The organism is Pseudomonas sp. 2822-15 (genome assembly GCF_002742515.1).
Taxonomy (GTDB): domain Bacteria; phylum Pseudomonadota; class Gammaproteobacteria; order Pseudomonadales; family Pseudomonadaceae; genus Aquipseudomonas; species Aquipseudomonas salomonii.
In genome coordinates this window covers 1-17,631 of record NZ_LJRY01000256.1, presented here as the reverse complement: position 1 = coordinate 17,631, position 17,631 = coordinate 1, and the positions used below count along the sequence as shown (strand labels likewise).

At 58.8% G+C, this 17,631-nt stretch carries 19 protein-coding genes and 1 pseudogene; 8 read left to right on the top strand and 12 right to left on the bottom strand.

All coding sequences use genetic code 11. The annotated features are described in order from the left end of the window. Positions 1–81 precede the first annotated feature (81 nt). The 3 genes from AOA59_RS26580 to AOA59_RS26570 form a co-directional block, all read right to left on the bottom strand. On the bottom strand, positions 82–2,310 hold the full coding sequence (locus AOA59_RS26580) for an ATP-binding protein (RefSeq protein WP_099489633.1): 2,229 nt from the start codon (positions 2,308–2,310) through the stop codon (positions 82–84). Further along, the gene (locus AOA59_RS26575) at positions 2,307–2,921 is read right to left on the bottom strand and encodes a biliverdin-producing heme oxygenase (RefSeq protein WP_099489632.1); all 615 of its coding nucleotides are present in this window, start codon (positions 2,919–2,921) and stop codon (positions 2,307–2,309) included. The genes AOA59_RS26580 and AOA59_RS26575 overlap by 4 nt, the downstream gene beginning before the upstream one ends. Positions 2,922–3,115: 194 nt before the next feature. After that, positions 3,116–3,496 carry a response regulator gene (locus AOA59_RS26570; RefSeq protein ID WP_099489631.1) on the bottom strand — a complete coding sequence of 127 codons (381 nt, stop codon included), beginning with the start codon at positions 3,494–3,496 and terminating at the stop codon, positions 3,116–3,118. 181 nt (positions 3,497–3,677) lie between these two features. On the opposite strand from AOA59_RS26570, the gene AOA59_RS26565 reads away from it, so the two are divergent. Continuing rightward, a complete protein-coding gene (locus tag AOA59_RS26565; protein ID WP_056858301.1) occupies positions 3,678–4,052 on the top strand; it encodes a cytochrome c family protein in 375 nt (124 codons plus the stop codon). On the opposite strand, the gene AOA59_RS26560 is transcribed toward AOA59_RS26565, so the two are convergent. The 3 genes from AOA59_RS26560 to AOA59_RS26550 form a co-directional block, all read right to left on the bottom strand. Next, positions 4,053–6,074 carry an LTA synthase family protein gene (locus tag AOA59_RS26560; protein WP_099489688.1) on the bottom strand — a complete coding sequence of 674 codons (2,022 nt, stop codon included), beginning with the start codon at positions 6,072–6,074 and terminating at the stop codon, positions 4,053–4,055. It lies immediately after the preceding gene. A 72-nt stretch (positions 6,075–6,146) separates the two neighbouring features. Continuing rightward, positions 6,147–6,758: a hypothetical protein gene (locus AOA59_RS26555; protein ID WP_099489630.1), complete on the bottom strand. Its 612-nt coding sequence runs from the start codon at positions 6,756–6,758 to the stop codon at positions 6,147–6,149. After that, the gene (locus AOA59_RS26550) at positions 6,758–8,026 is read right to left on the bottom strand and encodes an exo-alpha-sialidase (protein ID WP_099489629.1); all 1,269 of its coding nucleotides are present in this window, start codon (positions 8,024–8,026) and stop codon (positions 6,758–6,760) included. Before AOA59_RS26550 ends, AOA59_RS26555 begins: the two co-directional genes overlap by 1 nt. Positions 8,027–8,245: 219 nt before the next feature. On the opposite strand from AOA59_RS26550, the gene AOA59_RS26545 reads away from it, so the two are divergent. Both AOA59_RS26545 and AOA59_RS26540 read left to right on the top strand, forming a co-directional pair. Next, positions 8,246–8,908 (top strand): response regulator, encoded by a 663-nt coding sequence (locus AOA59_RS26545; RefSeq protein WP_065930562.1) that lies wholly within the window; start codon positions 8,246–8,248, stop codon positions 8,906–8,908. Next, on the top strand, positions 8,905–10,287 hold the full coding sequence (locus AOA59_RS26540) for an ATP-binding protein (protein WP_099489628.1): 1,383 nt from the start codon (positions 8,905–8,907) through the stop codon (positions 10,285–10,287). Before AOA59_RS26545 ends, AOA59_RS26540 begins: the two co-directional genes overlap by 4 nt. On the opposite strand, the gene AOA59_RS26535 is transcribed toward AOA59_RS26540, so the two are convergent. From AOA59_RS26535 to AOA59_RS26525, 3 genes are read right to left on the bottom strand one after another with little or no spacing between them, the layout of a single operon-like run. Continuing rightward, positions 10,244–10,714: a hypothetical protein gene (locus tag AOA59_RS26535; protein ID WP_099489627.1), complete on the bottom strand. Its 471-nt coding sequence runs from the start codon at positions 10,712–10,714 to the stop codon at positions 10,244–10,246. The genes AOA59_RS26540 and AOA59_RS26535 overlap by 44 nt on opposite strands. Before the next feature lie 4 nt (positions 10,715–10,718). Continuing rightward, on the bottom strand, positions 10,719–11,006 hold the full coding sequence (locus tag AOA59_RS26530) for a colicin E3-like toxin immunity protein (RefSeq protein ID WP_099489626.1): 288 nt from the start codon (positions 11,004–11,006) through the stop codon (positions 10,719–10,721). A gap of 16 nt (positions 11,007–11,022) precedes the next feature. Continuing rightward, complete coding sequence (locus AOA59_RS26525) at positions 11,023–12,186, bottom strand: S-type pyocin domain-containing protein (RefSeq protein ID WP_065930565.1); 1,164 nt, start codon at positions 12,184–12,186, stop codon at positions 11,023–11,025. A 191-nt stretch (positions 12,187–12,377) separates the two neighbouring features. Here AOA59_RS26525 and AOA59_RS26520 point away from each other — a divergent pair, with 191 nt between their 5' ends. The 4 genes from AOA59_RS26520 to AOA59_RS26505 all read left to right on the top strand — a co-directional run bounded on the left by AOA59_RS26520 (position 12,378) and on the right by AOA59_RS26505 (position 15,370). After that, a complete protein-coding gene (locus AOA59_RS26520) occupies positions 12,378–12,848 on the top strand; it encodes a helix-turn-helix domain-containing protein (protein WP_099489625.1) in 471 nt (156 codons plus the stop codon). Beyond that, entirely contained in the window at positions 12,845–13,420 is a 576-nt protein-coding gene (locus AOA59_RS26515; RefSeq protein ID WP_099489624.1) for a PIN domain-containing protein, read from the top strand. Before AOA59_RS26520 ends, AOA59_RS26515 begins: the two co-directional genes overlap by 4 nt. Before the next feature lie 474 nt (positions 13,421–13,894). Next, entirely contained in the window at positions 13,895–14,203 is a 309-nt protein-coding gene (locus AOA59_RS26510) for a DUF3077 domain-containing protein (protein WP_099489623.1), read from the top strand. A gap of 531 nt (positions 14,204–14,734) precedes the next feature. Further along, complete coding sequence (locus tag AOA59_RS26505) at positions 14,735–15,370, top strand: LysE family translocator (RefSeq protein WP_017134662.1); 636 nt, start codon at positions 14,735–14,737, stop codon at positions 15,368–15,370. A 6-nt stretch (positions 15,371–15,376) separates the two neighbouring features. Here the strand turns inward: AOA59_RS26505 and AOA59_RS26500 are convergent, their stop codons facing one another. After that, positions 15,377–16,069: an NBR1-Ig-like domain-containing protein gene (locus tag AOA59_RS26500; RefSeq protein WP_099489622.1), complete on the bottom strand. Its 693-nt coding sequence runs from the start codon at positions 16,067–16,069 to the stop codon at positions 15,377–15,379. A gap of 134 nt (positions 16,070–16,203) precedes the next feature. Here AOA59_RS26500 and AOA59_RS26495 point away from each other — a divergent pair, with 134 nt between their 5' ends. Continuing rightward, positions 16,204–16,851 carry a LysE/ArgO family amino acid transporter gene (locus AOA59_RS26495; RefSeq protein WP_099489621.1) on the top strand — a complete coding sequence of 216 codons (648 nt, stop codon included), beginning with the start codon at positions 16,204–16,206 and terminating at the stop codon, positions 16,849–16,851. Here AOA59_RS26495 and AOA59_RS26490 read toward each other — a convergent pair. Both AOA59_RS26490 and AOA59_RS32860 read right to left on the bottom strand, forming a co-directional pair. Beyond that, positions 16,801–17,130: a hypothetical protein gene (locus tag AOA59_RS26490; protein WP_099489620.1), complete on the bottom strand. Its 330-nt coding sequence runs from the start codon at positions 17,128–17,130 to the stop codon at positions 16,801–16,803. The genes AOA59_RS26495 and AOA59_RS26490 overlap by 51 nt on opposite strands. A gap of 300 nt (positions 17,131–17,430) precedes the next feature. Beyond that, positions 17,431–17,631: pseudogene (locus tag AOA59_RS32860) on the bottom strand (hypothetical protein); the annotation flags it as partial.

The window sequence follows — 17,631 nt, the reverse complement described above, 5'->3', positions numbered from 1 at the left end:
CCCCCTTCAGTGGCATTGGCCGGGTTTATGTTCCCGGCCATAGGTTTCTGCATGTTTGATATGTGTTGGACTGAATGAGTTTCAGACAGGCTTGGGCACCGTAAACCTGAACTCGCTGCCGCGCCCCAACTCACTCTGTGCCTCAATCCGTCCGCCGTGGGCTTGCACGATACCTTGGGTGATATACAGCCCCAAGCCACTGCCGGTGGGGTTGTTTTCGGTCTTGGTCCAGTAGCGATCAAACACATGGGGCAATTGTTCGGGCGCAATGCCTTCGCCGGAGTCGCGCACCGAAAACACGATATCTTCGCCATTGCTCATGGCGCTGATACCGATATTGCCCTGGCGCGGGGTGAACTTGATGGCGTTGCCGATCAGGTTCGACAGCACCTGGAACAGGCGCTCCGGGTCGGCATGGATCTGCAGGCCGGGTTCGGCGTTGAACGACAGGTCGATGCCTTTCTCCATCGCCAACGGCGCGAGCAGCGAATAGGCCTCTTCGAACATCTGGCTGACGTCCAGCGACACGGGCTTGACCACATAACGCCCGGCCTCGATTTTCGAGGTGTCGAGCAGGTCTTCCAACAGCACATTCATGCGCCCGGCGGCCTGTTGCATAGTGTCGATGGCCGAGGAAATTCGCCGTGAGGTATGTGGGCCATCGGAGCTGAAGGCCTTTTGCATCATGCCGCAGAGCATCGAGATGACCGTCATCGGGTTGCGCAGGTCGTGGGACACCACTGCCACCAGTTCATCACGGGCACGCACGGCTTGCTGTTCGCGCAGCACTTGACGGGCCAGGTCATTTTCCAGGGCGAAGCGGCGCAGGTCGTTGGCGGCAAACCGGTCGCCGTGGCTCCACTTGGTGGAGATGCCGGCCATTTCGACTTTCCAGATTTCAAACGAGGTGCGTGGGCGCAGGCGCAAACCGGCGTCGGAGCTTTCCAGGTTCAGCGGCTTGTTCGGGTCGCCGCTCCAGTTGATGTTCTCTTTGACCTCTGGGCGGAACCACAACACGCCGTTATCCACAGGCTTGGGCAGACTCATGGCCAGAACGCCACTGGCCACTGGCTGGAACTCGGCAGCCGGCGGGTACACCGATGTCAGGTTATGGCTGGAAAACACCGGCTCGCCGCTTTCCTGCAGCCACCTGTGCAGCGCACGAATCTGCGCAGGCTCGGGGCAATTACCGTAACGGTGCAATTGCTTGTCTTCAATGATCGCCACGCCGCCCGACTGGGTCAGGTCCATCAGCACCTGCGGCTGCTGGGCCAGGCCATCGAAAACGTTTTGCTCCGAGGCCTTCATTGCGCGGTCCAGCAATGCCAGGGCTTCGACTTTTTCCTCGCGCTGGCGGATCAGGTCCAGGGCTTCCATGGCGCTGATCTGCAGCGACAGCACCTGGCCGATGGTCTGGCAGGCAACGCGCAGGTCATTGGGTACCAGCAAGGGCTCGCGATTGCCGCAGCTGATCAGGCCCCACAGCTTATCGCCGGCCATCAACGAGATGCTCATGGACGACAGCACGCCCATGTTCTGCATGTATTGGCAGTGAATCGGCGACACACTGCGCAGGGTGGCGAAGCTCAGGTCCAGCGGCTGGTCGGTGCCCGGCCGCAGCTTGGGCAGCAGTGGCACCGGCTCGTAGGCGGCATTCGGGATGATGCGCAGCCAGTTGGTGCGGTACAGCTCGCGCGCTTGCTCGGGAATGTCGGACGCGGGGAAGAACAACCCGTTGAACTGCTCCATGGACGGCGCCGACGCTTCGGCAATCACCTGGCCGTGGCCTTCTTCTTCAAAGCGATAGATCAGCACCCGGTCGTAACCGGTCATGGCCTGGATTTCAGTCACGCTGATTTCGTACAGCGCTTGCAGGGTTTTCGCCGACTGCAAGCGTTGCAGCATTTTGCCCAGGTTGCTGGTACGGCCATTCAGGGCGCGGGGTTTGAAGTTTTCAAGGCGCGGTTCGAACTCAAGTACCAGCACGTTCTGATGGCGATGCAGCAAGCCTTCAAATTGCGCACCATTGAGCGTGACATGCAGCGCCGGAGCATCGAGAAACCCGTTGTTTTCGGCGATCGATTGCACGGCTTGGGCAGGCTCAACACCAATTAACCGGTGCAGCGGTTGGCCCAGCAGCGCCTCGGGCGAGTGGCCGAACAGGCTGCCCACGTTGGCGCTGACCTGAGTGATGTGCAGCTCAGGCTCCGACAACGTCAACAGCACGCCGTGGGGCTGGATGGCGCCCGGGAAGCGAATCGGTTCGTCGGCACAGTTGGCAAGCAGCTCTTCAAAATCGTCGGGTTTCATAGCAGTACCTCCTGGCGGGCGAGCCATTGCTCAAAGCCACTGAATGTAGAGCAGGCGGCATCGACCGCGCGCTGTTTTGCGTCAGCATCCAGCGGCAGGCGGCCCAAATAATCGAGAAAGTTTTTCCAGAGCCGACCGGTTTCGGTGCCGTACACATCAAGGAACGCTCCGCCGGTATCGGCGTGTATGTCCAGGCGCCGGGCCATTTCCCGGCGCAGCACTTGGCCGCCAAGAGTCGCGCCTTCCAGTACGTACAGGGCACCGAGGCAGGCGGCGGGGGTGTCGAAGGTCGGATGTTGGGTACAGCGGGGCAGGGCGTTGATGGCGTTATCATTCAAACCAAGTGCGCGCAAATCGCCCAGCAGTGTGGGCGTTTTCACACGCAATACAGCGTCGTATCCGTCGGGGATCAAGCCACTGGCGTACAGCGCTGCTTCCATCGGCGCATAAAACCCGTAGTACGCCTGGAGCAATCGCCGATAACAGCCAACATCCAACTGATCGGAGAAAAACGGCAAGCGCTTTTCCAACGCCACATGCAGCAAACCCGTGCCTGTGCGCAACGCTTCCAGCAATGAGGGCGCACTGACGTCATGGGCCTGTGAATGCATTCAATAAGCTCGAACTGTGGGCCTGAAGGCCATGAATGACGCGTGAAATGGGCGACGATTCTACACAAGTCATTGCCGTCAACTGTACGCACAAGGCGAAAAGCCTGACGGGGGGATCAGAAAAGTCGCTCCTTGCGTAATAAATGACCACAGCGCATTACAGCAAGTTCGGTTTAAGTGATGTCGCGACGCTATTAGTGCATGGATGCGCCTTGCTGGGTCAGTGCCGTTTGTACGCACTTAACCAAATGTTCCGCACTCCAGGGCTTGGGTAAAAACCGCACCGAGCCACCCAGTTCCGCCGCCAGCTTGGTATTGCCCGAGGTCAGCAGTACCGGCACCGACGGCCAACGATGCGCGACCACCTTGCTCAAGTCATAGCCATTGAGTAACCCCGGCATCTGAATATCACTGACGATCAGGTCTACCGGGTCATCGCCGCGTTCCAGGTAAATCATGCCTTCATCCGCCGAAGGAAACGACGTCACATGCGCGCCGAAGTCCTCCAATACATCCACCATCAACGCACGAATGATTTCGTCGTCTTCCAATACCAAAATCGATGGCTGAGCCATGATCCTTACTCCACCATCAGGGTTCAGTAAGGTGGAGTGGGCGCTGATTGATTAGGTTCGATTGGATGTTTTTTAAACGATGGGTGGTCGTTTTAGAGCGGTTGCGCAGGGTTGCCCGCAGCGGCACGCCGAATCGGATACAGGCATAATTGCCGCATCGTTGCCCGCTGTGGAGCCCTGCATGAAGTACGCCTTACTGACACTCGCCCTGATCCTCAACACCGCCCCGGCCTTGGCGGCCGGTGATGCCGAGGCGGGCGGCAAACTGTTCAGCAAGACCTGCGGCGGCTGCCACAGCATTGGTGAAGGCGCACGCGGCGGCTTCGGGCCTGAACTGAACGGCATCATCGGCCGGCCGGCCGGCACCACCACGGACTATCAGTATTCCGACGCGATGAAAAACTCCGGCGTGGTCTGGACCCGCGACAAACTCGCCGCGTATATCGAGGCACCGAAGAAGGTGGTGAGCGGCACGCGCATGATTTTCTGGGGTATCAGCGACCCGGAAAAGATCGAAAACATCCTGGCCTACCTGGAGACCTTCCAGCCCAAGTAATCACTCGCGCACGTTCCTGAACAGCATCAACCGTGCACTTTCATGCAGCCCACGGGTCAGCCCCTGCAGGCGCTGAAACTCTTCGGGATGCTGCTCGGCCACATCAACGCGCGGTGTTTGCGACGCCAGGTCATGCAAGGTCGGTGAGCCGCCGTCGTGCTGCATCTGCAACAGGAAGTGCTGGGTCACGCCGCCGATAATCGGGAAGGTACCCTCGTGCAATACCAGTGGCACCACACGTTCGCCTTCCGGCGCCGGCTGTTGGATATCACGACCCATCGCGCCGTTACGAAACGGCACGCCCGCCATGCCGGCCACGGTCGGCAGCAAGTCCGCCAACCCCACGGCTTCGTCAATAACGCGCGGCTTAAGCCCCGGCGCGTGGATCAGCAGTGGCACGTTGTTGCTTTCCAGACCCAGTTGCTCGAAAGCAGGCGCCATGTGCGGGATCTGGCTGATGCGCGTGTTGTGGTCGCCAAAGAACACAAAAATGCTGTTGTCGTACCAGCCACCAGCCTTGGCGATGTCCATCAGGCGGCCGATGTTGTAATCCAGCAGACGCACCGCGTTGTATTGCTCGACGCTGCGCGAACCGGCAGCCTGGACGTGTTCCAGAGTTACGTTGTTAAGTTGGAAACCGTCGTTTTGCTTGGGGATGGTGAACGGCCGATGGTTGCCGGAAGTTTGCAGGTAGGCAAAGAACGGCTGGCCTTTGGGCACGGCGCGCAACAGTTGGTCGCCTTCCTTGAACAGGTCCAGGTCAGAGATGCCCCACACGTCCACCCGGGGCGAGCGCCAGTGGCTTTCGTCAAACAGTTGCACGCCGTCGATGCTCTGGCGGATCAGTGCGTTGATATTCGCCCAACCGGCGTTGCCGCCGATCATGTAGAACTTCTGGTAACCCTCGAAAGCGTTGATCAAGGTGTGTTGCCGCGTGATCAGCGGGTTGCGCGTGGCGGTCTCCTGGCGGGTCACGTCGGGTATGCCGGTGATGCTCGCCCACACGGTCTTGGCGGTACCGGTGACCGGCACATAGAAGTGTTTGAAGAACCAGCTTTGGGTTGCCAGCTTGTCCAGGTTCGGCGTGGGGTTCAGCGGGTTGCCATAGGCGCCGACCGCACTGGTGCCCAGGGACTCGAGCATGACGAAAACCACGTTGGGCGGGCGCTCGCCGGCCAGCTTGTAAGGCTGCACACCTTGTTCACGGCTGAAATTCAGCTGCTGCGCGTCAGGCCGCTCAACGCCCAGGTACTCGGCAACTTGCGGGTAATGCCTGCGCACCTGGGCTTCATCGAATTGCGACTGGCCAACCTTGAGGGTGTCGTACAAAAACAGCACCGGGTTCAGGCCGACGGCGGCGACCTGGCTGTTGCCGGAGAAGAACGCATCACTCCAGCGCAGCGGCACCGGGTTTTCCAGGTTGAGATTGGCCACCCGGCCAAGCAGGGCCAGCAGCACAATGACCACACCGATCACGGACACCGACGCCACTGTGAGTTTGCCGATGGTTTTTGGCGCACGATCCAGGGTCAATCGCTCCAGGCAAACCAGCGCCCACACCCACACGGCCACCGCCGCCAACCAGCAGGCAGTTATCCACAGCACCGGGTAGGTTTCCCACACCATCCGTTGAGAAATCTGCGCGTCTTGCAGGTAGCGCAGCACCGTCGCGTTGATGCGCACGCCGAGGTAAGCGTAGTGGCCGAAGTCGATGATGTAGATGAGGCCCACCACGGCCAGTGCAATCGCCAGGTAGCCGCGTGCCAGCCAGCGCAGGGCGGGCAGGGTAATAAGGTTCCAGCGCGGCAACCAGGCGAGCGCGGCCAGTGGCAGCAGCAGCAACACCGCCAGGCGCAGGTCGAAACGCAGGCCGATGCCGAAGGTTTCCAGCAAGCCCTCGGTGTTTAAATCCAGGCCGGAAAAGCTGATTAGAAACACCAGCCGCAACGCCGCCAGCAACACAAACACCAACCCGATCGCGCCCACGCCGTAGCGCAGGCGGCGTGATTGCAATGCAGTCATCATTAACCTTCCCAATTTCAAAAAACGACGCAGGTCAAATGTGGGAGCTGGCTTGCCTGCGATAGGGGTGTGTCAGTGCCCGATGTGCTGCCTGAGGCGGCGCATTCGCGAGCAAGCCCGCTCCCACAGTTTGAGTTGCATTAATCCAGCTACCAGGCAGTAACCCATCAACAGCGGGTCGACCAGGTAATCCCAATAGTTCTCCGACGCCTTGAGCCGCAGCGCAAATGCCAGCGTGCCCACCGCCAGCATCCACACCGCCAGCCTGTTGCGCAGGGCCAGCATCAACAGCGTCAATGCGCCTATCAACACAATCATCGGCCGAGGGTTAAACCCCCATCGGTAGGGATCGAAATACGTCAGCCCCATCGCCGCCGGGTACAGCACCAGGCACAGCCCGCCAAACAGCACCAGCAGTGGCACTTGATGTGGCCGGCCAAGCGGCTGCACCAGCCCCAACCGGCACACCGCCACCCACGCCAACAACACCAAGGTGCTGATCGCCAAGTCATCGGTAAAACTGCGCACATACGCGGCCAACGGCAGTTCATTTACCGGGATAAAGCTCAGCACCACCAACACCGGCAACAACCATGGCCGCCACGGCGCGGTAAACCGCAACGTGCTGAACAGCACAAACCCCAGCAATACAAAACTCAAATGGGCTTGCCACAACGCCATCATCACAAACGCTCCGCCAGCCAGGCTTCGTTGAAGCTGACATGTTTGATAAAGGTGTTATTCCACGAGTACACCAGGTGGTACATGCCGTCCGGGCTGCGGCTGAAGTACGGGTATTCGTATTCGAAATCGCAGCCACGGGGTTTGCACACGCGGTAATCCAGGTTGCTCAGAAAGCGCTGTTCCAGCGCCAGGCGCTTGGCGCCGCTGGAGGCACGGAAGCCTTCGCCGATGATTTCTTTATAAGCCTGGGGAGAGAACGGCTGGCCGAGCGGGTCCGGCGACTGGTCCAATTGCACCACCGTGCGCCATTGCGTCATCTGCGCGTCGGTGCCGTAGAGGCTGAGCTTGAAGCGGCCGTCTTGCAGGTCGTTGAGGGCCACGAGTAAACCGTCGTCTTCAGTCCCTACGGCCGCCAGCGATGAATTGGGGTTGGCCGGTTCCAGCGGGAACGGCTCGCTCCAGGTTTGCCCGGCATCCTCGGTGCGGCTGGCGAGCACGCGGTGATGGGTTTCACCGGCGTAGCGCAGCATCGCCACGGCTCGCTGGCCGTCCTGCGCCACGATGGTGGGCTGCAGCGAATGTTTGCCGCGGCTGATGCGGAATTTGTCGATCACCGCGCCGTCGGCACTCAAGTACAGGTACTCGGCAAACTTGCCCATGAACTCGTGATACACCGGCAGGCCAATCGAGCCATCGGCATGGAACACCGGCGCTGCGCGCACCAAGGTGCTGATATTGAAAAACGGCGACGTCACCAGTTGCCGAGGCGCCGACCAGTTCGCGCCGAGGTCATCGGAGACCATCACATTGATTGCACTGGTGGCCCAGCCGCCGACCGACACCGACACGTAAAACATCCACAGGCGTTTATCCGGCCCCAGCGCAATGACCGGGTTGCCCAGTTTGCGAATGTAACGCTGGGTGCCGTCGCGGGTGCTTTCCCGCGTGGCCAGCACCTGCTCGCCGCCCCATTCGCCGCTGCGTGCCTCAAACCGCGCCGTGCGCACCTGCACATCGGCGGCGCCTTCGCGCGAACCTGCAAACCACACGGCCATCAAGTCGCCGCCGGGCAGGGCGGTCACGGAGGAGGCGTGCACAAAGTCGGTGAGCTGTGAGGACACAAAACGGCTGGTGTATTGCGGGGCTGCCGCCACCTTCGCCGGGCTCGGGTTCGCCTGGGCAAACGGCGCCAGTACGTGGGGTGGATGGCTCAGCCAGGCGGCGGTAAAGACGCCTAGCAGGCTGAAGATCAGTAGAGCGCAGCGCATAGGGAACCTGTGAGAAGAAAGGATGACTGCGCACGTTCACCCGGCAGGCGCTTCCTGCGGCCGGTGAGCATGCATAACGACAGGTGGTCCCGTACCTGCCGGCACAGTGCAAAACCAACCTTAGTGCAACCTTAGTTGGCAACGCGCCGTAACATCTTTCCCCGGTTAACCCGTACTGGAACCCGGCATGATTCCGCCGTTTCCTACAGAGATTTCGCTATGCGCTTGCTCCTCGTCGAAGATGACCGCGCCCTCGGCCAAGGCATTCGCGTGGCGTTGGGCGCCGAAGGCTACACCCTGGATTGGCTGCAAGATGGCCTCAGCGCCTTGCATGCCCTGCGCACCGAAAGCTTCGACCTGCTGCTGCTCGACCTCGGCCTGCCGCGCCTCGATGGGCTCGACCTGTTGCAGCAACTGCGCGCCGGGCAATACGACCTGCCGGTGCTGGTCCTTACCGCCCGCGATGGCACCGCCGAACGCATTGCCGGCCTGGATGCCGGCGCCGACGACTACCTGATCAAACCCTTCGACGTCGAAGAACTCAAAGCCCGCGTGCGCGCCCTGTTGCGCCGCAGCCAGGGCCGCGCCCAACCGATGCTCGAACATGCCGGCATCAGCCTCGACCCGGCCACCCAGCAAGTGCGTTACCAGGGCGATGAAATCATTGTCACCCCGATGGAATACCAACTGCTGCACCAGTTGATGGTGCGCCCTGGCAAAGTGGTGACCCGCGAGCGGCTGTCCCGTGCTTTGTATGGTTGGCAGGACCGGGTTGAGAGCAATACGCTGGAAGTGTTGATCCATAACCTGCGCAAGAAGTTATCCACAGAGCTGATCCGTACCGTGCGCGGTGTGGGCTATGTGCTGGCGCTCAAGCCATGAATTCGGTCCGCGCACGTATCCTTATTCCGGTGCTGGTATTGATCCTGCTCGGCGACGGCCTGATCAGCTGGCTGGTGTTGCGCGACAGCCACCACGAAATCGAAGAAGTCTACGACGCTCAACTCGCCCAAAGTGCCCGCCTGCTGCAAGGCGTACTGCGCCAGCGCGATCCTGGCGACGCAGACTGGGGCCGCCTGTATGAGGCGTTCGACCAGGCCATGAGCCGCGTGGGCGAGGAGGGCGTGGCCCATCCTTACGAGACCCGGCTGACCTTCCAGGTCTGGCGCAGCGACGGGCAACTGCTCATGCGGTCTGCCGAAGCACCGATCCTCACAGCACCGCCCACCACGCTCGGCGCCCATGACCTGATGGACAGCGGCAACGACTGGTGCGCCTTCCTCCTGGCTGACGCGCAACAAGGTCTGCTGATTTGGGTGGGCGAGCGTGACGACATTCGCCAGAGCGTGATCGAGCGCATCGTGCGCCACACGCTCTGGCCCAGCGTGATTGGCGTGCCGCTGCTGACCGTGCTGATCTGGCTGGCCATCGGCTGGGGGCTCACGCCTTTGCGCACCATGGCCCGCAAGCTGCGTGGGCGTAACACCAACATCCTGCAATCGCTTAACGTGAACCCACTGCCGAGCGAACTGGAGCCGATGCAAACCGCGCTCAACCGGCTGCTGGTGCAGATGGACGACCTGCTGGAGCGCGAACGCCGCTTCATCGCCGACGCCGCCCATGAACTGCGCACGCCGTTGGCGATCCTGCGCATTCACGCGCAAAACGCGCAAAACGCTGCGACTGAAGAACAACGGCGTGAGGCCCTGGACTTTTTGGTCAACGGCGTAGACCGCGCCACGCGTATTGGCAGCCAACTGCTGACCATGGCCCGCATCGAGCCGCAGTTGAGCAACCCCGTGCGCAAGCCAGTGCAACTGACGGAACTGGTGCGCGAAGAACTCGCTGAACTCACCCCATTGGCCATGGAGAAAGGCGTGGAGTTGGTGCTGGAAGGCAATGAAGAATGTTGGGTGCAGACCGAGCCGGTGGCGTTGGCGATTGCACTGCAAAATCTGGTGACCAATGCACTTAACTTTTCGCCGGTGGGTGGTGAGGTGCGGGTGGTGATCGGCGCGCAGGGGTTGAGCGTGGAAGACCAAGGGCCGGGGATTGAGGAGGCGGAGATGGGGCGCTTGTTTGAGCGGTTTTACAGCCGGGATAACGCCAATGGCGCGGGGTTGGGGTTGGCGATTGTGGCGATGATTGTGGGCAAGATTGGCAGTACGTTGAGCCTGCGAAATTTGGAGCAGGGCGGCTTGTGCGCGCAACTGAACTTCACGGCTTGCATGGAAGCGCCTGCGGGAATACCACACCGTTGAACGTGTGGGTGCAGCAGTCACAACTGGGCTTCATCTGTTCGGGCGTCAATTGGGGGCTAACCTTTTGCAGCAGGCCTGCCTCGTCGACCCACAAGCCGCTGTAATAGCTGGACTCACCTATTCGCACGTATTCGTCTTTGTCATTTTCATGCAGCGCAACCATCCAGAACACGGGCTCCGGGCGATCCAGGCGAGCGTTGGCTTGGCTGAATACTTTGTCCCATGGCTGACCGACTTTGGATAAGAGAAACCGAAATAGTGGCGTGTAATCGAAGCCGTGCCGTTGATGGCTATGCATTGAAGCGCGTGTGGGCAGTGAGCGCTTTGCGCTTTTGGTATGCCGTTCATAGCGATAAGCGAAACAGCTACCGTGGTGCACACCGTGGGTCCGGGTGTTGACTGAGCGGTAGAGGAGGGGCTTTTTCATTACCTCAGAATTCCTTCTGGGGATGCTTTGTAGATGGCGGCCAAGCGCCTTGGTATTGGAATGAAATTTGATAGTCGAATCGGTTGGGCTCTATCACATGCTGGAAGAGGGGTTGGAGAATAGTTATCCAGCTTGGGAGAACGTTGTAAACGTCTGCATATACTGCGCTTTCCTCGCTCAAACCGAGTGCTTCAAAAGAACGGTCTACATCGACGATATCCGCTGAGTACTCGTCCGCTTTCAAGTCGTCGCTGTGTTTTTCGTACCAGCGCAATCTGATTTTCATAACCATTTTTTTGCACTCCTCTTTATCTGTAGATTCGACGTTTTGGGTCCGCCGGTCCGCGACGTTCGGCGGTATAAGGATCAAATGCGCCGAGGTGTTCCAAATCACTCTTTCGATAAACTTCCAGCTCACCTTTCTTGGCGTCCCATTCAAGTAACTTCCTCCCTTTTGCATCGATCCACCGCTCACGTAAGCCAGCCCCACCTAGTCGTGATGTCACCGGCCTTTGGGGGATCAACCCTGGGAAGCCAGTTATATCTTCGGTTTTTGGTGCTGGAAAGTAATCATGGTCCGGATTTCTCAGACCTTTGCGTGGCTCATTGACCACCACATACAGCGGCCGAACCCCCGACTCCACCGGGAATACCAGAATAAAATCCCGGTACTCTGGCGGATATATCGGGTTTACCAGAATCTGTGCCGCCTTTTCCGTCGGCGGGTAAATCCAGATTACCGGCGCTTGCGGCGCAGCCTCCAAAGCGGGAATCCCCAGCGTGTCGCCCGGATCAACCGCAGGCGTCCAGATCAGCTCCACGCCCTCATCCAAATCCGCCACAAACTGATCGCCACGGCTTTGGAACTGCACCACATTGATCATCTGCCAATCGGGGTTGTTGCCCGTGTAAAACCCGTATCCCTTGAGTGTGCCGTCCTCACGCTGTTCGACATGCAAACGCATCTGCGACCGTGCCCGTTGCAGCGAGCGTAATTGCTCCTCGCTGTAGAGCGCGCTATCGCCCAGCGCCGATGGCCATAACAACGCGACCAACCCAGTCAGCAGCCCACCGGCGACAGTGCCAACCGCAGTCGCGGCCGACTCCATTGCCGCCGAACGTAACGCCAACTGCCCCAAACCGACGGGCAGGGCACTGCCGCTGATCTTGCGCAAGGCAACCGCGCCTCGGCTGTCTACCTCGCGGCCACCCAACAGGCTGAAATGGCCATAGTCCTTGAGCAACTCCAACGGTACGTAACCGGTGGGGTCGTTGTAGCGAATGATGCCGTTGGGCAGTTGGCAGGGTTTTGTGAAGACGCAGCCGGGCGGTTTGGCGATTGTTGGCGCTGGGGTGGGAGGCGGCTCAAATAAATCAATCGGCGGTGAATAAGGCGCGCGTTTCGGCTGCGGTGTCAGGATCCGCCGTTTGAGTTGTTCTTCTTCGGTAATGGGGTACGAGCGTTCTGACATGACTGGCTCACTTCCTTGTGTGGGAGTGAGCCTATGAGGTGGGAGCGGAGGCTTATGTCGGCTTCGTTCGATGGTTGGTGTGGGAAAAGGAGACTGGCATTTGGTTCGCCAGGACTGTTTCGATTATTGCGATTTTCGTTTGTTTCGTTTAGCTTTTGCTCAACCGAATTGCGTAACGCCGGAGCTGCATCATGATCATCAATCAACTCCCCAAAACGATTTTGCCGCTGGAAAAGGAAGTCGAAGCCGCCGTGCAAGGCCAGCGAGAACTGGCATCTTTGCTTTCGACCAAATTTGAAACCCAGCGCATCGACATCTTCGACAAAGAAGACAAACCCCACACACTTGTACTCCCGACCTCAGCCCTGCGCCTGTTGGTCGATATCCTGGGCGAATTGGCTATCGGTAACGCCGTTAAGGTCGTGCCGGTGCATGCCGAATTGACCTCTCAGGAGGCCGCCGACCTGCTCAACGTTTCGCGCCCGCACCTGGTCAAGATGCTGGAGGAGGGCGCCATTCCTTTTACAAAAACGGGCCGGCATCGGCGAATCCGGTTTTCGGATCTGATGGCGTTCAAGCAGCGCCGTGATGAAGAAAGCCAAGAGGCAATGGAAGCGCTGGCGCAACAAGCTCAGGCGTTGGGAATGGGGTATGACGGATGAGGTGTTCGCCGTTTACCGCGGTATACGATGCGTGTGTTCTCTACCCGGCGGCACTCCGGGATTTGCTGATGTGGCTTGGTTTGTCGGGACTGTATCGAGCTCGATGGACGAGCCAGATCCATGAGGAGTGGAAGCGCAACGTTCTCAAAAACCGACCGGATCTTACGGCTGAGCAAGTCAATTGCACGTCGGCGCTGATGGATAAGGCGATACCCGATGCATTGGTGACGGGGTACGAGGATCTGTGCTCGAGTTTGGATTTGCCTGATCCTGATGATCGTCATGTGCTGGCGGCGGCGATTCGGAGTAAGGCTGAAGTTATCGTGACCTTCAATTTGAAGGATTTCCCGGCGCATATCCTGGCTGCCTATGACATTGAGCCTATGCATCCGGATGACTTTATTTCGGATCTGTGGGATTTGGGTCAGGCGGCGGTGTTGGGGGCGGCGCAGATGCAAAGGCGGACGTTGAAGCGGCCGCCGATGGAGGCTGGGATTTATCTTGAGATGTTGATGCGCCAGGGGTTGGTGCAGACGAGTAAGGTGCTTGGGCCATATGGGGTGATGTTGTAGGTTCGAATGAGCGGGCCTATTTGCTGGGCATCACTCTGGTTGGCTTGCTTATCTTTGGCCTCCTCGAAAGAACAGGCATTTACCCCCGTACCAGCCTCATGACATTTTTCGTCACAAGGTTCGGCTTTGATCATCTGTTTTTTAAAGATAAGTTCTCGCTCGTCGCTGCGAATCAGCGACCGGGCCTGGAAACCCGTGGGTATAGGCGCATAGGTGCCACCATTTATCACGACCGCTGGTGCCATTTTTGTGCCAGCATATGCGTGTTATGGCGGCTGTGCGTGGGAGACTTTCGAGTCTGCCGGGTTTGCCTATTCCCCCGGTTTCCAGCCTGCGCACAGCTGCCACCCATTCGCCTGGAAACGAATGGGGCAGCTCTCTATAAAGAATGGGAGCTATACCAATGATCATTTCTGAAAGGTTTTATCCTTGTAATACTGCAACCCACACCACCGCCCAGCCCGGAGGTGCCCAATGATCAATCCACCTCTCAACAAAACCCTCGGCATCATCACCTTCTCTACCTGCGGCAAACAGCCCAACCTGCACCGTCTATTCCGCGTCAATGCTGGCGTGCCCATTCGTGATGCCCTGGAGCATGCTTCCGAGTTGCTGCACTGCTCCAAAATGCTCGCGTTGGATGCGGCCATGGAAAAAGGCGCGGACCGTTATGCCTGGGCGGCGCATTATTTGGGGGAGATGGCGAAGGCGGTGGTGGATGATTTGGCGAATGGGATGCTGCCCAATGGGGTGATGGAGGAGGGGGAGGCTGTTTCGGTGTAAGCGGGTGGCTTGAGGGTGTGGCGGCTGGCGTCATCGCAGCATAGGTATCTACACAACTTTTGAAGGCCGCCACTTTCTCCTGTGGCGAGCAGGCTTGTCCTGCGTTGGGCCGCGAAGCGGCCCCAAACCCTGACACTGAGTACTTTCAGGAAAATTGCAGTGCCTTTACTGGGGCCGCTTCGCAGCCCAACGCAGGACAAGCCTGCTCGCCACAACAGCCCACCTACCACAGACTTTTAACCGGTTGTGTAGATACCTATGGTCATCGCAGGCAAGCCAGCTCCCGCATCGGTCGGTGTACATCTGTTGAAGCAGCGTTAGCAGTAAAAAAGACCTTGGGGCGCCAGGGTCTTTTTTTGCCTGCAGAATCCAGATCAAACGTGCGCGATGTTTGTGTACGGCAGCGAGGCGAAGTCGATCATGTGCCTTACCGTGAGCGGTGTATGACGTTTTGCTCGCGGATCTGTATCTAACGCCCTGCTTTTCAACGCCCTACCATGGCACCCAGCACAATACTGCAGGAGCGACACCATGCCCGAACTGTCCAGCTGGCTTGCTTATGGCCTGATCTCCCTCGGCATGGTGCTGACGCCCGGGCCGAACATGATTTACCTCATTTCCCGCTCGATCTGCCAGGGGCGCACGGCCGGGATGATTTCCCTCGGTGGCGTTGCTTTGGGTTTCCTTGTTTATATGTTCTGCGCGGCGCTGGGGATTACCGCATTGGTGATGGCGGTGCCGTTTGCCTACGACGCGTTGCGGCTCGGTGGCGCGATGTACCTGGTGTACCTGGCCTGGCAGGCGGTGAAGCCGGGTGGCCGGTCGCCGTTTCAAGTGCGGGACTTGCCCCAGGACAGCCCACGCAAGTTGTTCATGATGGGCTTGGTGACCAACCTGCTGAACCCCAAAGTGGCGGTGATGTATTTGTCGTTGTTGCCGCAGTTTATTGACCCGAATGGGCATGGCAGTGTGCTGATGCAATCACTGATCTTGGGTTTTACGCAGATTGCCATCAGCGTGAGCGTCAATGCGGTGATTGCAATGATGGCGGGCTCCATCGCCGTGTTCTTCGTCACCCGTCCAGGCTGGCAGGCGGTTCAGCGTTGGGTGATGGGTTCGGTGCTGATGGGCTTGGCTGTGCGGATGGCGGTTGAAGGGCGGCGGTGAGGTCATTCAGCGCGCCATGACGTTGACGATTACATGCAGGATGAACGCGGGGCCGTAACAGGGCTGGCCGTGTTCGTCCTCGATCCGCCATATGGAAGCGACTGTACACGTCTCCTTGGGCGCGGCGAATTCCACCGTGATACGCACCGGCTGGCCGGGCAGTGTTTCTGCAATGGGGATTTCGCTGCTCAGGCTGCGTAGGTGTGTGTCCATCACCACTTCCAACGGCGCGCCCGTGGTGGTGCGTCGGGCGATGACGTATTCGCCGTCCACGCGCACCAACTTTCGACCGCGCCAGGGGCGGGTGCCGAGGTTTTGAAGCTCCCAGGTTTTTTGAAAGATTTCACCGGGCAGCACAACGGTTTGGTCGGGGGTGGTTACGTCTGCATTGAAGACGGCAATGTCACTCGTGTCACGCAGGCCGATTGCTCGGTTGGTGATGGCCATTGAGTTGGCGTCCGTCGGCGCGCCCGCCAGGTCAGCGAAGTAGCGGAACAACAGCAGCGGTGAAACCTGTAGCGCTTTGGCCAGCTTGATCAACGTCCGTACCGAGGGGTCTTGTGAAGCGCCGCCCGCCAACCCGTAGAGGTAAGTTCTGGAGATGCCGGCTTCCTTGGCCAATGTGGTCATGGGTTTGCCCAGCTCTCTGCTGCGTCGGGTAATCAACGCCCTCAGAGTGTCCCTTGTTCTGACCGTCATGCTTCACCTTTGTACGCCAAAAAAGACAACCTGTTCACCGCTGCGTTTAGCAAGGTATGCACACTACACGGCACGCCTGTCCTTGGAGTTCCGGCGTGTGTTGCATTCCTTTTCAGCAGATTTGAAAGGTAACTATGACGCCTTACTTTATTGAGGGGTTGCTGCTTGGTATTGGCCTTTTTGTTGCTCCCGGGCCGAAAGATACGTTAGTCATTCGTCAGGCTGTCAGCCGTGGCCCTCTCTGGGGTGTGGTCGCCATCTGCGTGCTCGCCGACATCCTTCTCATTGCTTTTGGCATTTCAGGATTAGGTTCGTTGTTGGGACATCGCCCAGTGATAATGGCGTTTCTACTGCTATCAGGCGCCGCTTATCTGCTGTGGTTCGGTACCCAGCGCTTACGAGCGTGCATCCGCAATCAATCGATGCCGGACACGCAAGGTGGCAATTCGCAACGCGGACTTTTACGCACAGCGATAGTCCTTGGTTTTGCCAACCCCTACGCCTGGCTCGACACAGTGGTGCTGATCGGCTCTATCGGCGCAGCCAAGCCCGCAGGCCAACAAGCACTGTTCGCGACAGGTGCCATGACGGCGTCATTAATCTGGTTTGTGCTGTTGGCGCTGGGATGTCAGCAGCTGGCGTGGCTGTTTCGCACGCCCGTGGTCTGGCGACGCCTGGACGCTGGCGTAGCCGTATTGATGGTGTACCTGGCCGGTATGTTGATCACCGACTCACTGGATATCTTTCAGATAGTCTTTGAGGGTAATCAGCGGGGTACTTAGCTCATCAAGGCTGCTGGCCTGTTGCACATCTGTAAACAGTTTGAGCAGTTCACGGCCCAGCACCGTGTCGGCGCCGCCTAGTGCATTCAAGGCCTGGGCAATGCACTCATTAAGCTTGTGTTGAATCGTCGCCAAATCCCCCTGGCGCACCAACAACCCAAACACTTCGCGCTCATACCCATCCATCACCAGGTCATCGCGCAGCAACGGGCTCGCGCCGTCCGTCTCATGCACCAGCTTGAGAGCAAAAAGCGCAACAGCTTCCAGCGTCAATTCCATGGTTCCGATTCCTCATGTCTGCGTTCGCCCGCACATACTCACGTTTCTGCGGGCGAAAAAAAAGCCCTTGAATTTCAATGGCTTTCTTTCGGACCTGTGTAAAAGCGGGTGAGAGTCGGTTTGATAGTCAGGGGCTGAAGGGGCATTGCGCGCCTACGCAAATGCCAGGTCTGCTGATTCGCCGGCTTTTCCTCGCCGCCGATTGCAAACCGTAACGCCTGGGCGAGGTCGCGCGTTTGCCGTGAGCCGCGCTGTCAGGCGATCGAACACTCTATATAGCTGCAACCGTGGCACTGTGGATTAATCGAAAATAATTTCAGGAAGGGGGTTGACCACATATTTGAATACTGTACTATTCGCCTCCCGCTGACGAGCAGCTTGAAGCCGGTTCTGGTTCAAGTAGTTGATTTTGTTAAAGAAATCGCTTGACAGCAAATGAGGCTGCTGTAGAATGCGCGCCTCGGTTGAGACGAAAGATCTTAACCAACCGCTCTTTAACAA